Source organism: Actinomadura spongiicola (assembly GCF_003432485.1).
Lineage (GTDB): Bacteria > Actinomycetota > Actinomycetes > Streptosporangiales > Streptosporangiaceae > Spirillospora > Spirillospora spongiicola.
Map to the genome: position 1 here is coordinate 304,185 of NZ_QVNQ01000003.1, position 13,880 is coordinate 318,064.

General features: G+C 73.5%; 14 protein-coding genes. 6 read left to right on the forward strand and 8 right to left on the reverse strand.

Annotated features, from left to right (window positions below):
• Positions 1-24 precede the first annotated feature (24 nt).
• The 4 genes from D0T12_RS35870 to D0T12_RS10145 all read right to left on the reverse strand — a co-directional run bounded on the left by D0T12_RS35870 (position 25) and on the right by D0T12_RS10145 (position 2,676).
• Entirely contained in the window at positions 25-180 is a 156-nt protein-coding gene (locus D0T12_RS35870; RefSeq protein WP_170180641.1) for a hypothetical protein, read from the reverse strand.
• 57 nt (positions 181-237) lie between these two features.
• A complete protein-coding gene (thiE, locus tag D0T12_RS10135) occupies positions 238-912 on the reverse strand; it encodes a thiamine phosphate synthase (protein WP_117399249.1) in 675 nt (224 codons plus the stop codon).
• Between the two features lie 98 nt (positions 913-1,010).
• Positions 1,011-1,385 (reverse strand): Rv2175c family DNA-binding protein, encoded by a 375-nt coding sequence (locus D0T12_RS10140; RefSeq protein WP_117399736.1) that lies wholly within the window; start codon positions 1,383-1,385, stop codon positions 1,011-1,013.
• Positions 1,386-1,464: 79 nt separating this feature from the next.
• Positions 1,465-2,676 carry an NAD(P)/FAD-dependent oxidoreductase gene (locus D0T12_RS10145; RefSeq protein ID WP_117399250.1) on the reverse strand — a complete coding sequence of 404 codons (1,212 nt, stop codon included), beginning with the start codon at positions 2,674-2,676 and terminating at the stop codon, positions 1,465-1,467.
• 169 nt (positions 2,677-2,845) lie between these two features.
• On the opposite strand from D0T12_RS10145, the gene thiO reads away from it, so the two are divergent.
• From thiO to D0T12_RS10175, 6 genes are all read left to right on the forward strand, one after another.
• Entirely contained in the window at positions 2,846-3,973 is a 1,128-nt protein-coding gene (gene thiO, locus D0T12_RS10150) for a glycine oxidase ThiO (RefSeq protein WP_117399251.1), read from the forward strand.
• Entirely contained in the window at positions 3,970-4,170 is a 201-nt protein-coding gene (thiS, locus tag D0T12_RS10155; protein ID WP_117399252.1) for a sulfur carrier protein ThiS, read from the forward strand. Before thiO ends, thiS begins: the two co-directional genes overlap by 4 nt.
• A gap of 52 nt (positions 4,171-4,222) precedes the next feature.
• A complete protein-coding gene (locus D0T12_RS10160; protein ID WP_117399737.1) occupies positions 4,223-4,993 on the forward strand; it encodes a thiazole synthase in 771 nt (256 codons plus the stop codon).
• Between the two features lie 146 nt (positions 4,994-5,139).
• The gene (locus tag D0T12_RS10165; RefSeq protein WP_117399253.1) at positions 5,140-6,102 is read left to right on the forward strand and encodes a DMT family transporter; all 963 of its coding nucleotides are present in this window, start codon (positions 5,140-5,142) and stop codon (positions 6,100-6,102) included.
• 36 nt (positions 6,103-6,138) lie between these two features.
• Positions 6,139-8,061, forward strand: coding sequence for a Stk1 family PASTA domain-containing Ser/Thr kinase (pknB, locus tag D0T12_RS10170; RefSeq protein ID WP_117399254.1), 1,923 nt, complete (start codon positions 6,139-6,141; stop codon positions 8,059-8,061).
• Between the two features lies 1 nt (position 8,062).
• Entirely contained in the window at positions 8,063-8,908 is an 846-nt protein-coding gene (locus D0T12_RS10175; protein ID WP_117399255.1) for a deoxyribonuclease IV, read from the forward strand.
• A gap of 428 nt (positions 8,909-9,336) precedes the next feature.
• Here D0T12_RS10175 and D0T12_RS10180 read toward each other — a convergent pair whose 3' ends face one another.
• The 4 genes from D0T12_RS10180 to D0T12_RS10195 form a co-directional block, all read right to left on the reverse strand.
• Positions 9,337-11,046 carry a sodium:solute symporter family transporter gene (locus D0T12_RS10180; protein ID WP_117399256.1) on the reverse strand — a complete coding sequence of 570 codons (1,710 nt, stop codon included), beginning with the start codon at positions 11,044-11,046 and terminating at the stop codon, positions 9,337-9,339.
• Positions 11,043-11,543 (reverse strand): hypothetical protein, encoded by a 501-nt coding sequence (locus D0T12_RS10185; RefSeq protein WP_117399257.1) that lies wholly within the window; start codon positions 11,541-11,543, stop codon positions 11,043-11,045. Before D0T12_RS10185 ends, D0T12_RS10180 begins: the two co-directional genes overlap by 4 nt.
• The gene (locus D0T12_RS10190) at positions 11,533-12,327 is read right to left on the reverse strand and encodes a LytR/AlgR family response regulator transcription factor (protein WP_117399258.1); all 795 of its coding nucleotides are present in this window, start codon (positions 12,325-12,327) and stop codon (positions 11,533-11,535) included. Before D0T12_RS10190 ends, D0T12_RS10185 begins: the two co-directional genes overlap by 11 nt.
• Positions 12,328-12,403: 76 nt before the next feature.
• Positions 12,404-13,852 carry a histidine kinase gene (locus D0T12_RS10195; protein WP_117399259.1) on the reverse strand — a complete coding sequence of 483 codons (1,449 nt, stop codon included), beginning with the start codon at positions 13,850-13,852 and terminating at the stop codon, positions 12,404-12,406.
• Between the last annotated feature and the right edge of the window lie 28 nt (positions 13,853-13,880).

Consider the following 13,880-nt stretch of genomic DNA (forward strand, 5'->3'; position numbering starts at 1 on the left):
CCGGCCCCTACCGGCCCCGCCGGTTCACCAGTGCGGGGGACGGTCCTCGAACAGGCGCGAGTCGTCGTCGCCGCGCCACTCGCCCCAACCGGTGTCGGTGTCGTCGGACGTCTGGTCCGGCAGGATCTCCAGGTCCTCGTCCAGGTGGACCGGCCGGTCGTCGTCGGGTCCCACGCTCATGATCCCCATTGTGGGCGATCGGACGGCGGCCCGCACTGTGATACGGGTCAAAGCGCGTCAAACGTCAGCGGCCAGCCGGCGCGCGAACGCGGCCGCGGCGGCGCCCGGATCGTCCGCCTCGGTGATGGCCCGCACGACCACGACGCGGGTCGCGCCCGCGGCCTGGACGTCGGCGAGGTTGCCGAGGCCGATCCCGCCGATCGCGAACCAGGGGCGGGTCACGCGGCGCGCCGCGACGTGCTCCAGCAGCTTCGGGCCGGGCGCGGGACGTCCCGGCTTCGTCGGGGTCGGCCACACCGGACCGGCGCAGAAATAGTCGACGCCCGGCTCGCCGGCCGCCGCCGACGCCTGCTCCTCCGAGTGCGTGGACCGGCCGATCAGCGTGTCGCCGCCGACGATCTCGCGGGCGGCGGGCACCGGCAGGTCGTCCTGGCCGAGGTGCAGCACGTCGGCGCGGACGGCGTGCGCCACGTCCGCCCGGTCGTTGACCGCCAGCAGCGCGCCGTGCCGCTCGCACGCCGCGCGGAAGACCTCCAGGTACGCGATCTCCTGCCGGGCCTCCAGGCCCTTCTGGCGGAGCTGGACGATGTCGACGCCGTTCGCGAGCACGGCGTCGAGGAAGTCCGGCAGGTCGCCCTGCCGTTCCCGCGCGTCCACGCACAGGTACAGGCGGGCCCTGCTGAGCCGGGCGCGCAACGCCACGCCGCGTTCGGTCGGAAGATGCCTGGCCACGCGGGAAGGCTACCTCTCACGTGCTCGAACACGGGCCGGTGGGGTCGCGCGCCGGTGGCGCCGTTCGCGCGACCCCGTTCAGCGGAAGGGTGGGCGGGCTAGAACGCCAGCGCCTGGGCGCGGCGGCGGACCTCGGTCCCCCGGTTCTCGGTGAGCGCGTCCACGGGCGTTCCCGGCAGCGTGTCGTCCGCGGTGAACAGCCAGCGGATCGTCTCGGCGTCGTCGAACCCGGCGTCCGACAACAGCGTGAGGGTGCCGGGCAGACCCTTGATGACCTGACCGTCCTTGATGAACGCCGCGGGCACCATCGGTCGACCGTCCCGGCGGACGGACAGGAGCCGGTGCTCGCTGATGAGCTGCTTGATCCGGTTGGGCTTGATCCCGAGCCGCTCGGCGGCCTCCTTGAGGGAGAGCCATTCCCCGGCGAGGGCGTCGGTCCGGGGGTCCAGTGCGCTGTCAACGGTTGCGTGCATCTGCGTCACGTCACCCTGCCTACCACGCCTTCGGAACCCTCAAACCCCCTGCACAGGCGTGACGTGCCGCGGGTGATCGCTATCCGCGAACGGCCTGGCGGACGGGCACGTCCGGGTCGGCGATCGCCGCGGGGTCCACGGGCGTCCCGGCGGCGATCAGTCGCCGGGCCTGCACGAGGTCGCGGGGCCGGTCGACGGTGAGGATCGCGTCGAGGCGGTCGCCGCTCAGCCACGCCACCGCCCACTTCCGACCGGACGGGTCGCCGCGATGGACGATCCGCTCCGCCGCCGCGTGGCTGCCCGCGTACTGCACCATGCGCCCGAACTGCTCGGACCAGAAATACGGGACCGCGTCGTACACGGCGTCCTGACCGAGGAGGGACGCGGCGGCGACCTCCGGAGCGTTCAGCGCGACATCCCAGTGCTCGACCAGGAGCCGCCGCCCGTACCGCGCCGACCACCAGGAGGCGCAGTCGCCGACGGCGACGACGTCGCGGCGGACCGAGCCGGGCTCCTCCGTCCCCGCGTAGGCGCGGAACGAGCCGTCGGTGACCACTCCGCGCTCCAGCAGCAGCCCGGAGCCCTCCAGCCAGGACAGCTCGGGCCGGACGCCGACACCGACGACGACCTCGTCCGCGTCGATCCTGGCGCCGCCCGCGAGGACGAGTCCGCCGTCCCGCACCTCGGCGACCTTGACCCCGGTGCGCAGTTCGACGCCCGCCTCCGCGTACCAGGGCGCGGTGTACGCGCCCACCTCGGCGCCGATCGCGGCGGCGAGCGGCGTGTCCGCGGCCTCGACGACGGTCACCGAGCAGCCTCGCTTCGCCGCGGCGGTGGCGACCTCGGCGCCGATCCAGCCCGCGCCGACGATGACGATCCGGGCGCCGGGGACGAGCCTGGAACGCAGGTCGCGGGAGTCGTCGATGGTGCGCAGCACATGCTGGCGCCCGTCCCCCGGCAACGTGATCGGGGTGGCCCCGGTCGCGATGACCAGCCCGTCGAACGGCAGGTCGCCCGCCGTGGACGTGACCACGCCGCCGACCGGCTCCAGCCGCAGGCCGGTGGCGCGCTCGCCGAGGAGCAGCTCGCAGCGCAACTCGTCCCAGTCGGCGTCGACCGTCGTGTCGTCGGTCTCGCCCGCGAGGACGGCCTTCGACAGCGGCGGACGGTCGTAGGGAGGATGCCGCTCGGCCGAGACGAGGGTCAGCGCCCCCTCGTGGCCGTTGCCCCGCAGGGTCTCCACCGCGCGCAGACCGGCGAGCCCGCCGCCCACGACGATCACCTTGTCCATAAAGGTCACCCTAACCAGGCGTCGTGTCGCGCCCACGGGGCCGTAAGGTGGAAGCAGGCGAAATCAGCACAAAGCGCGGGAGTCCGGTGCGACCGGGCTGAGAGGGCGGCTGGAACGGGCCGCCGACCGCCACGACCTGATCCGGATCATGCCGGCGAAGGGAGCGCGCATGGAGATCGTGATCGTCGGGGCCGGGGTCATCGGCCTGGCCACCGCCTGGCGCACCGCAGCCGGCGGCGCCACCGTCACCCTGGTCGACCCCGAACCCGCGAGCGGCGCGACGGCGGTCGCGGCGGGGATGCTCACCCCGGTCAGCGAGCTGACCTACGGCGAGGAGCCGCTGCTGCGGCTCGGCCTCGCGTCCCGCGACCGGTACGGCGCGTTCGTCGCCGAACTGGAGGAGCTGACCGGCCTCGACACCGGCCACCGCACGGACGGGATCATCGAGGTCGCGTTCGACGCCGACGACCTGCGCTACCTGGACGACCTGCGCCGTTTCCAGGACAGCCTCGGCATCCCCACCGAGGCGCTGACCGGACGCGAGTGCCGGCGGCTGGAGCCGATGCTCGCGCCGGGCGTGCGCGGCGGCCTGCTCGCCCCCGAGGACGGCTCGATCGACCCGCGGCGGCTGGCCCCGGCGCTGCTCGCGGCGGCCGAGCGACTCGGCGTCCGGGTCGTCCGGCGGCGGGCCGCGGAGATCGTCATCGAGCGCGACACGGCCGTCGGCGTCCGGCTGGACGACGGAACGGAGATCCGCGCCGACCGGGTGCTGCTGGCCGCCGGGTCCTGGTCCGGCGACCTCGCCGGACTTCCGCCCGGGACCGTTCCACCCGTCCGTCCGGTGAAGGGGCAGGTGATCCGGCTCCGCGCCCGGACGCCGTTCGTCGGCCGCTCCACGCGCGGGCTGGTGAAGGGCTCGTCGGTCTACCTGGTGCCGCGCCTGGACGGCGAGATCGTCGTCGGCGCCACCCAGGAGGAGCTGGGCTTCGACACGCGCGTCACGGCGGGCGGCCTGTGGGAGCTGCTGCGGGACGCCCGCGAGCTGCTGCCCGGCGTCACCGAACTGGAGTTCACCGAGGTGTCGGCGGGACTGCGTCCCGGGTCGCCCGACAACGCGCCCGTGATGGGACCGTCCGCGCTGCCCGGCCTGTTCGTCGGGACCGGGCATTTCCGCAACGGGATCCTGCTCGCGCCGGTGAGCGCCGACATCCTGTCCGCGATGCTGCTGGACGGGCCCGTCCCCGAGGTCGCCGGGCCGTTCACGCCCGGCCGTTTCTCCCCCGAGGTGCACTCATGAAGGTGATCGTCAACGGTGAGCCGCGCGAGCTGCCCGACGGCGCCAGCGTCGCCGACGCGGTCGCGTCCGTCACGACCGCGGGCTCCGGTGTGGCGGCGGCGGTGAACGACGAGGTCGTCCGCCGCTCGGCGTGGGAGGCGACACCCCTGCGCGACGCCGACCGTCTGGAAGTTCTGACCGCCGTCCAGGGAGGTTGAGGGGCGTATGGAACGGAGCGCCAGCGGAGTGGAACACGAACCGCAGGAGGACATGGACTCGCTGGTCATCGCGGGTGAGGAGGTGGGGTCACGGCTGATCATGGGGACCGGGGGCGCGCCGAGCATGCAGGTTCTGCGGGAGGCGCTGACCGCGTCCGGGACGGAGCTGACCACGGTCGCGATGCGCCGGGTGGACCCCTCGGCCCGCGGTTCGGTGCTGGACGTGTTGAACGAGTGCGGCATCCGGGTGCTGCCGAACACGGCGGGGTGTTTCACGGCGGGCGAGGCGGTGCTGACGGCCAAGCTCGCTCGTGAGGCCCTCGGGACGAACTGGGTCAAGCTCGAAGTGATCGCGGACGAGCACACGCTGCTGCCCGATCCGATCGAGCTGGTCGACGCCGCCGAGCAGCTCGTCGACGACGGGTTCGTCGTGCTGCCGTACACGAACGACGATCCCGTCCTGGCGCGGCGCCTGGAGCAGATCGGGTGCGCCGCGGTGATGCCGCTGGGGTCGCCGATCGGGTCGGGGCTGGGGATCCGCAACCCGCACAACATCGAGCTGATCGTCGAGCGGGCGGGCGTCCCGGTGATCCTGGACGCCGGGGTCGGCACCGCGTCCGACGCGGCGCTGGCGATGGAGCTGGGGTGCGACGCGGTCCTGCTGGCGACGGCGGTCACCCGCGCCCGGCACCCGGCACGGATGGCCGCGGCGATGCGGCACGCCGTGGAGGGGGGACGGCTGGCGCGGTTGGCGGGACGCATCCCCAAGCGCCGCTACGCGCAGGCGTCCTCACCGTTCGACGGGATCGCGACTTCGCAGTAGCTCTTAAGAGTCGGGTATAGCGATTTTCGCTGGACCTGAAATGTGGACGGCCCGAGACTGGAGCGGTCCACCCGGGTCCAGTGCAGCCGCAACCCGGCGCGCCGCTTCGGGGTTCATGGAAACGTCCCATACCTAAGGTGCGTGACATGCAGCAGGAAAGCGGCGCGCGGGTCGACCGGCTCGCCGTGGCGGCCGCCACGGTCACGGTGCTCCTCTGGGCTTCCGCCTTCGTCTCGATCCGCAGCGCGGGCGCCGAGTACTCCCCGGGCGCCCTCGCCCTCGGCCGTCTGCTGTCCGGGACGGTCGTCCTCGGCGCGCTGTGGGTCGTCCGGCGCGAGGGTCTTCCGGCGAAGGGGGCCTGGCCCGGCATCGTCACGGCGGGCGTCCTCTGGTTCGGCGCGTACATGGTCGCCCTGAACTGGGGCGAGCAGCTCGTGGACGCCGGCACCGCCGCCCTGGTCGTCAACATCGGGCCGATCCTCATCGCGCTGCTCGGCGGCTGGCTGCTGAAGGAGGGGCTGCCGCCCAGGCTGCTGCTGGGCATGGCCGTGTCGTTCGCCGGTGCGGCCGTCGTGGGGCTGTCGATGTCCGGGGAGGGCAGCTCGTCCGTCGGCGGGGTGCTGCTCTGCCTCGTCGCCGCCGTCACCTACGCGGCGGGCGTCGTCAGCCAGAAACCGGCGTTGCGGCACGCGTCGGCGTTGCAGTTCACCACGTTCGCCTGCGCGATCGGCACGCTCGCCTGCCTGCCGTTCTCCTGGCAACTGGTGTCGCAGGCCGCGGACGCGCCGGTCGGCGCGACCCTGAACATGATCTACCTTGGCGTCTTTCCCACCGCGCTCGCGTTCACGACCTGGGGTTACGCGCTGGCCCGGACGTCCGCCGGGAAGATGGGCGCCACCACCTACGCCGTGCCCGCCCTGGTCGTGCTCATGTCGTGGCTGTTCCTCGGCGAGGTTCCCGGGCTCATCACGCTCGGCGGCGGTCTGCTCTGCCTCGCCGGTGTGGCCGTCTCCCGCAGCTCTCGGCGGTCGCGCCGCCTCGTCCAGCCGGGGCCGGTGGTCCCGGCGGAATCACCCTCCGGGCTCATCGATGCTCATACTCACGACTGATGAGTTCCTTACCGAAACGCCCGTAAACTCGCAGCGATGGACACGACGGTTGCCGATCCCCTCGTCGGGCGGGTGCTCGACGGGCGCTACCGCATTGAGTCGCGCATCGCTCGCGGCGGCATGGCGACGGTCTACCTGGCGCGCGACCTCAGGCTCGACCGCGTCATCGCGATCAAGGTGATGCACGCGGGGCTGGCCTCCGACGAGGACTTCGTCGCCCGCTTCATCGGCGAGGCGAAGGCCGCGGCGGCGCTGTCCCACCCGAACGTCGTCGCCGTCTACGACCAGCGCACCGACGGCGAGCACGTCTTCCTCGTCATGGAGTACGTCGCCGGCCACACGCTCCGCGACGCGCTCTCCTCGGTAAGGCGGTTCGGCCCCCGCGCCGCCCTGGAGATCATGCAGCCGGTGCTGGCCGCGCTCGGCGCCGCGCACCGCGCCGGACTCGTGCACCGCGACGTCAAGCCGGAGAACGTCCTCATCACCGAGGACGGCCAGGTCAAGGTCGCCGACTTCGGGCTCGCCCGGGCCGAGACCGCGAGCAAGATGACCAAGACCGGGATCATCATCGGCACGGTCGGCTATCTCGCGCCCGAGCAGGTCGTGTCCGGGGACGCCGGCGTCCGCTCGGACGTGTACGCCGCCGGGGTCATGCTGTTCGAGCTGCTCACCGGGCGGCTCCCCCACCAGGCCGACACGCCCCTCGCCGTCGCCTACAAGCACGTCAACGAGACGGTGCCGCCGCCGTCCAGCGTGGTCCCCGGCATCCCCACCCGGGTCGACGAGCTGGTCACCGACGCGACGAGCCACGACCCGCAGCGCCGCCCGCAGGACGCGAACCAGTACCTCGCCGAGGTCGCCGAGGTGTTCGGCGGGCTGCCCCCCGACATCGACCGCCGGATCCAGGACGCGTCCGGCAACGACACTCGCGTCCTGGAAACCCCGGCCGCGGGCCCCCACACCGCCGTCCTCGACGCGAACACCCTGCCCGCCGCCCAGCGACCCGAACGCACCCGGACCGACCGCGCCATCGGCGCGTTGACCGGCCGCTACGTCCTCCTCGCCCTCGGCCTGGTCGCGGCGGTCATCCTCGGGTGGGCGGTCTGGTACCAGACGTCGGGGCAGTACGAGCGCGTCCCGTCGTCCGTCGTCGGCATGAAGGTCACCGACGCCCGCGACCGGCTGGAGAGCGCCGGGCTGCACGTGCAGACGGCGAAGCCCGTCTACGACGACCGTGTCCACAAGGGCGGCGTCGTCAGAACCGACCCGCCCGCGGGCTCCCGGATCGCCAAGGGCGAGACCGTCACGCTCACGCCGTCCAGGGGCATCACGCCGAAGAAGGTGCCCGACGTCGAGGGCAAGTCGCTGGACGACGCCGAACAGACCCTTGAGGACGAGGGCTTCACCGTCGGCCGCACGAGCAGGACCCCGTCCCAGACCGTCCCCCGGGACAGTGTCGTCGGCACCGACCCCGAGGCGGGCGCGCGACTGTCCCCGGACGAGCCGGTCGGGATCGTCGTCTCCACCGGCATGTCGATGCCGGGTCTCATCGGTCAGAACGGCGACGCCGCCGCCAACCAGCTCCGCTCGATGGGCCTGAAGGTCAAGGTCGAGAAGAAGAAGGTCGACGGAAAACCCGCGGACACGGTCCTAGAGCAGGATCCCGCCGAGGGCACCGGCGTGTCCCGGGGCGACGACGTCACGCTCGTCGTCAACAAGCGCGACTGCATCGTCGACGCGGGCCCGTTCGAGTTCGGCTGCAACGACGGCGAGCCGACCGAGAACATCCCCGTCCCGAACATGACGGGCCGCGACGTGAACGACGCCAGGCGGGCCCTGGAGGACTCCGGTTTCAAGGTCAAGGTGACGGGTTTCGGTGGGAGCACGGTCCGCTTCCAGTCCCCGAGCGACGGCGAGGCGCCGCGCGGCTCCACCGTCACGATCGTGCGGGGGCCCTGAGGTGAACAACCCGGTCGGCGCCCACGTCCCCGTGGCCGGTGGCCTCGCCACCGGCGGCCTGAAGTACGCCGCCGAGATCGGCGCGGAGGCCGTCCAGGTCTTCGTGGCCAACCCCCGCGGGTGGGCACTCCCCGAGGGCAGGCCCGCCGAGGACGAGAAGCTGCGCGCCCGAACCGACATCCCCGTCTACGTGCACACCCCGTACCTGGTCAACGTCGGCTCCCCCACCCCCGACACGCTGACCAAGTCGATCGCGGCCATCCGCCACTCCCTGGCCCGCGGCCACGCGCTCGGGGCCCGTGGCGTGGTGGTGCACACCGGCTCCTCGGTCTCCCAGACCTACGACCAGGCGATGGCCCAGGTGCACGAGCACGTCCTCCCGCTCCTCGACGAGATTCCCGACGACGGGCCCGACCTTCTCCTGGAGCCCATGGCGGGCCAGAACAACATGCTCTGCGCGAAGGTGCAGGAGTTGGGCCCGTTCTTCGACCGCCTGGAGCATCATCCGAAGCTGGGCGTCTGCTTCGACACCTGCCACGCCTTCGCCGCCGGTCATGACCTGGCGGCCCCCGGCGGCGTCAAGGAGACCCTCGACGCCCTGGTCGCCACCGTCGGCGAGGGGCGCCTGAGACTCGTCCACACCAACGACTCCAAGGACCCGTGCGCGTCCGGTAGGGACCGTCACGAGAACATCGGCGCGGGCCGGATCGGCGAGCAGGCCTTCGCGGACCTCTTCCGTCACCCCGCCGCGGCCGGTGTTCCGTTCCTCATCGAGACCCCGGGCCGAGCCCCCGAACCCCACGCCAGGGACATCGCCACCCTGAAACGCCTCCGCGACGCGGTCTGATCCACCGCCGTCCACGCCGGGCCGCAGGGGGAACACGCGGGAAAGTCGACTCGGGCGCCGCTGAACAACCCCCCGACTGTTCCGCGACGCCCGAGCCACAGGTCACCGGATCCCACCCCCCCGGTACGGGATCCAGCGACTCCGATCCGGCGTGCGCCGGATCTCCGGATTTGCTGTTGTGGGAGGCGTTCGCGGTGTGGTTCGGCCGCCCGCCCCTCCGGAGGCGGTTGTGGTCGTTGGTGCCACTGAGAACTCTAGGGGTGTGATGCCTCCGCCAATGCACCTGGAAACGCGGGCCTCGATGAGCGGTAGGTAGTCGGAGATGTGCGTGGAGTAGCCGTCCGGCGAGCGGTCGGTTCGAAGGGACGAACGGTCGGCGGGAACGGTCCACGGCGTGGTGGACGCGCTGGTCGACGAATCACGGGCGTTCAGCGGACGGCCCTGTCGTCGGGCAGGTGCAGGCGCAGCAGCGCGCGGTGGGCGCGGCGCGGGACGCGGCGGCGGGTCAGCAGCGACACGGCGACCATGACGACGCAGGCGGTGGGGGCGGCGACGGCGGTGGGCTGGGCGAGGACGGTCATGGTCCAGCCCGTCCAGGGGGCGGCGAACAGCCGGGCGAGCCCGGCGGCGACGGCGAGGCCCCCGCCGGTGAGCAGTCCGGCGGCGGCGCCGGCGGCGGTCAGGCCGCGCCACCAGATGCCGAGGACGAGCAGCGGGCACAGGGAGCACGCCGAGACGGACAGGGCCAGCGTGACCAGGTCGGCCGTGCCGTGCGAACCGAGCCTCGGCAGGACGGCGAGCGGCGCGGCCACGGCGAGCACGGCGCCGGCGCGGAACGCGGCGACGCCGCCGCGGCGGCGGGTGCTCTGGGAGATCGTCCCGGCGAGGGCGACGACGACCCCGCAGGAGGTGGAGATGAAGGCGGCGAACGCCCCGGCGGCGATGAGGCCGGTGAGCAGCGCGCCGCCGGGTCCGGGGAGCATCCGCTGCGGGAGGGTCAGGACGGTCGCGTCGGTGTCACCGGTCATCAGCAGTTCGGGGGCGTAGAGGCGTCCCAGCATCCCGTACAGGGTGGGGAACACGTAGAACAGCGCCAGCAGGGCGGGCACGAACGCGGCGGTGCGGCGGGCCGACGCTCCGCTGGTGCTCGTGTAGAAGCGCATGAGGACGTGCGGCAGGCCCATGGTGCCGAGGAGGACGCCGAGCAGCGCGGAGTAGGTGTGGAACAGGCCGTGGGGGCGGTCGCGTCCGAACGGCGTGGTCCAGGTGGCTCCGTCCTGGACCGGCAGCCCCTCGGCGTGCGGGACCGCCGCGCCCGCGGGGAACACCAGGCCGGTTCCGGCGCCGATGGCGTGCCGGCCGGGTGAGAGCGGCACGGTGGCGTCGTGCCGCCGGACGCCGTCCACCTGTCCTCGCGCGGTGACGGTGACGGCGGCGGGGACGGTGACGACGACGTCGGCGCCGACCTGCACGCGGGTGGCCGACACGAAGCGCGGCGGGTCCGCGGCGGCCGGGTCGGGGCCGTCACCGAGGTTCCACACGGTCAGCAGGACCACCGCGGGCACGGCCACGGCGACCAGCTTCACCCAGTACTGCACGGCCTGGACGGCGGTGACCCCGCGCATCCCGCCGGACGCGGCGAGCAGCAACGCGACGGCGACGATGACCGCCCACCCCGTCCAGATGGGCGCGCCGGTCAGGACCCGCAACGTCACCCCGGCGCCCTGGAACTGCGGCAGCAGGTAGAACCAGCCGACGAAGCAGACGCAGCCGGTGACGACGCGCCGGACGGTCCGGGAGCCGAGGCGCCATTCGGCGAAGTCGGGCACCGTGTAGGCGCCGGAGCGGCGCAGGGGCGCGGTGACGAAGGCCAGCAGCAGGACGTATCCGGCGGTCGCGGCGATGGGGAACCACAGCATGTCGGCGCCGTAGGCGAGCACCAGCCCGGCGGAGCCGAGGATCGCGGCGGCGGAGATGTACTCGCCGCCGATCGCCGACGCGTTCCACCAGGGCGTGACCCCGCGGGAGGCGACCAGGAAGTCGGCGGCGGTGCCGGCGGAGCGGCGGCCGCGGGCACCGTGCACGGACGTCGCCGCCAGCACCGCGACCAGCGCGATGAGCGCCGCGGCGGCGGTCACGGACCGTCCACCGGCCTCGTCAGGTCGCGTTCCGCCCGTTCGGCGCGTCTCAGCTGCCGCAGCGACACCGCGACCCAGACGGGCTGGACGCCGAGGAGCAGGACGAGCCAGCTCAGCGGAACGCCGCCGAGCCGCGCCCGCGCGACGGCGGGAACGAGGGCGAGCAGCGCCGGCAGCCCCGCCACCACGGCCAGGACGATCGCGAGTGTCCCGAGGGCGATGCGCAACTGGGCGCGGATCAGGGCGGACGCCTCGTCGGGCCGGGGCGCTTCGTCGTGAAGGTCACCGTGAAGGTAACCGTGGGGAGCCGCCCACCCGCACTCCCCGGAACAGTTGGGGTCGGTATGAAGGGGATCGGGATCCTGTGTCTCGGTTCCGGGCGGTTCGGGCGCTCCTCCTTGGTCGTCGGCGGGCCGGGCTCCGGGCGGCTGCGCGGCGTCCGGCGGGGTCCGCGCACGGCCCCTGCCGGTGACCACCGTCCGGCGTTCACCGTTCATCGTGTGCGCCTCCCGCGCCGTCGTCCTCGCCGTCCGGCTGGTGGAACCGGCGGACCAGCCGCTCCCGCACCTCGCGGGTGTGGCGCCGGCTGACCTGCAACAGTTCGTCGCCGATCTGGACGGCGGCGCGACCGCCGTCGAACCGGACCTCGGTGATGTGCGCGGCCGCGACGAGGGTGCTGCGATGGATCCGGATGAACCCGGCGGCCTCCCACCGCCTGGTCAGCGCCGACAGCGGCATGCGGACGAGGTAGCCGCCGTCGGCGGTGTGCAGCCGGACGTAGTCGCCCTGCGCCTCCACATAGGTGACCGCCCGGCGGGACACGAGCCGGGTGCGCCCGCCGAGCTCGACGGGAATCATCTCGTCGTCGGGGTCGCGGGCCTGCGCGGGCGGCGGCACCGCCCGCCCGACGGCGCCGACGACGCGCCGCACCGACTCGGCGAGCCGTTCAGGGCGGACGGGCTTCAGCAGGTAGTCGAGCGCGCCGAGCTCGAAGGCGGTGACGGCGCAGTCGTCGTGCGCGGTCACGAAGACGACGTGCGGGGGCGCGGCGAAGCCGGTGAGCAGGCGGGTGAAGTCGAGCCCGTCGAGACCGGGCATGCGGATGTCCAGGAAGACGGCGTCGAGGCGCTCGCCCTCGACGAGCATGCGGCTCAGGTCGCGCAGCGCGGACGAGGCGTCACCCGCGCGGCTGACCCGGCCGACCCGCGGATCCTTGCGGAGCAGGTAGGTCAGTTCCTCCAGGGCGGGACGTTCGTCGTCGACGGCCAGGACGTGAAGCATGAGGGCGACTTTGCCGCGATTACCGTCTGTCCGCAATCGGTTCCGAAAAGTGAGTGGCGTGTCGCGGCGGCACGGGTCAGTCCGGGAACACGCCGGGACGGTACTTCGGGACGCGTAAACTCACCTTCGTTCCGGCGCCGAGCGCGGTCTCGACGGTCAGCCCGTACTCGTCCCCGTAGACCTGGCGCATCCGCTCGTCGACGTTCGCGAGGCCGATGCCGGCGCCGCAGTCGCCGCGCCGCCCGCGGGCCGCGACGCTTCCCCAGCCGACCGGTCCCGGACGTCCGAGCGGCGCGGAGAGGATCTCCCGGAGCCGCTCGGGGTCCATGCCGACGCCGTCGTCCTCGACGCTGATCGCGGCCTCGGCGCCGGAGTCGCGCGCCACGATCGAGAGGTGGAACACCTCGCCCGCGTCGGCCATGCCGTGCCGGACGGCGTTCTCGACGAGCGGCTGCAGCGCGAGGAACGGCACCGCGACGGGCAGCACCTCGGGCGCGATCTCCACCCGGACCTTCAGCCGGTCGCCGAACCTGGCGCGCTCCAGCAGCAGGTACCGGTCGATGGAGCGCAGCTCGTCGGCGAGGGTGGTGAAGTCGCGCGGGTTGCGGAAGGAGTACCGGGCGAAGTCGGCGAAGTCGAGCAGCAGCGCGCGGGCGCGTTCGGGATCGGTCCGGACGAACGAGGCGATCGTCGTCAGCGAGTTGTACACGAAGTGCGGGGAGATCTGGGCGCGGAGGGCCCGCAGCTCGGCCTCGGCGAGCCTGAGGCGGGTGTCGTCGAGCCCGGCGAGTTCGAGCTGACCGGTGACGAGCCGGGCGGCCTCACCGACCGCGCGGACCCGGGCCGTGGACGGCGTCCGCCAGTACACCGTCATCGTCCCCTCGACGTGCCCCTCGACACTCAGCGGCGCGACCATCGCCACCTGGACGGGGCACCGCGGGTCGCGGCAGCCGAGCAGCTCGGGGGCGACCACGCGCGGGCGGCCGGAGGCCAGCACGGGCAGCGCGTCCCGGACGGCCCGGGGCGCGTGGGCGCCGCGGCCGGCGCCGTCCCACGCCAGCAGCCTCGGCATCGCGGGGACGTGCCCGGAGTCGCCGTCGCCGGGGACGGCGGGGGCGTCGAACTCCTCGTCCGGCGGCAGCACCCCCACCAGCGCGACGGCCTCGGCGCCGAGCAGGGGCCGCAGCCGCCGGGCGGCGGTGCGCGCGGAGTCCTCGGTCAGCCCGGCGCGCAGCGGCGGCGACGCCCGCGCGATCAGGTGCAGCGCCGCGAACGTCGCCTTCTCGGCCGCGTCGCCGGGCGCCCGGCGCGGCAGGCCCCGGGCACGGCCGCGCGGGAGTCCGCGCGGGAGACCCCGCAGAAGGCAGCGGGGCAGACCGCGTCGAAAGCCGCGCGGGAGATCGCGTCGAAGGTCACGGCGAAGGTCGCGGGGCAGTCCGAGCCTCCGGCGCAGCGCCCACGCCCCCGCGGCGGCGCAGGCGGTCGTGGCGCACCCCACGACCGCGGCGACGGACGGTAGGACCATGGAAACGTACGGTAACGTCTGTCGCCCC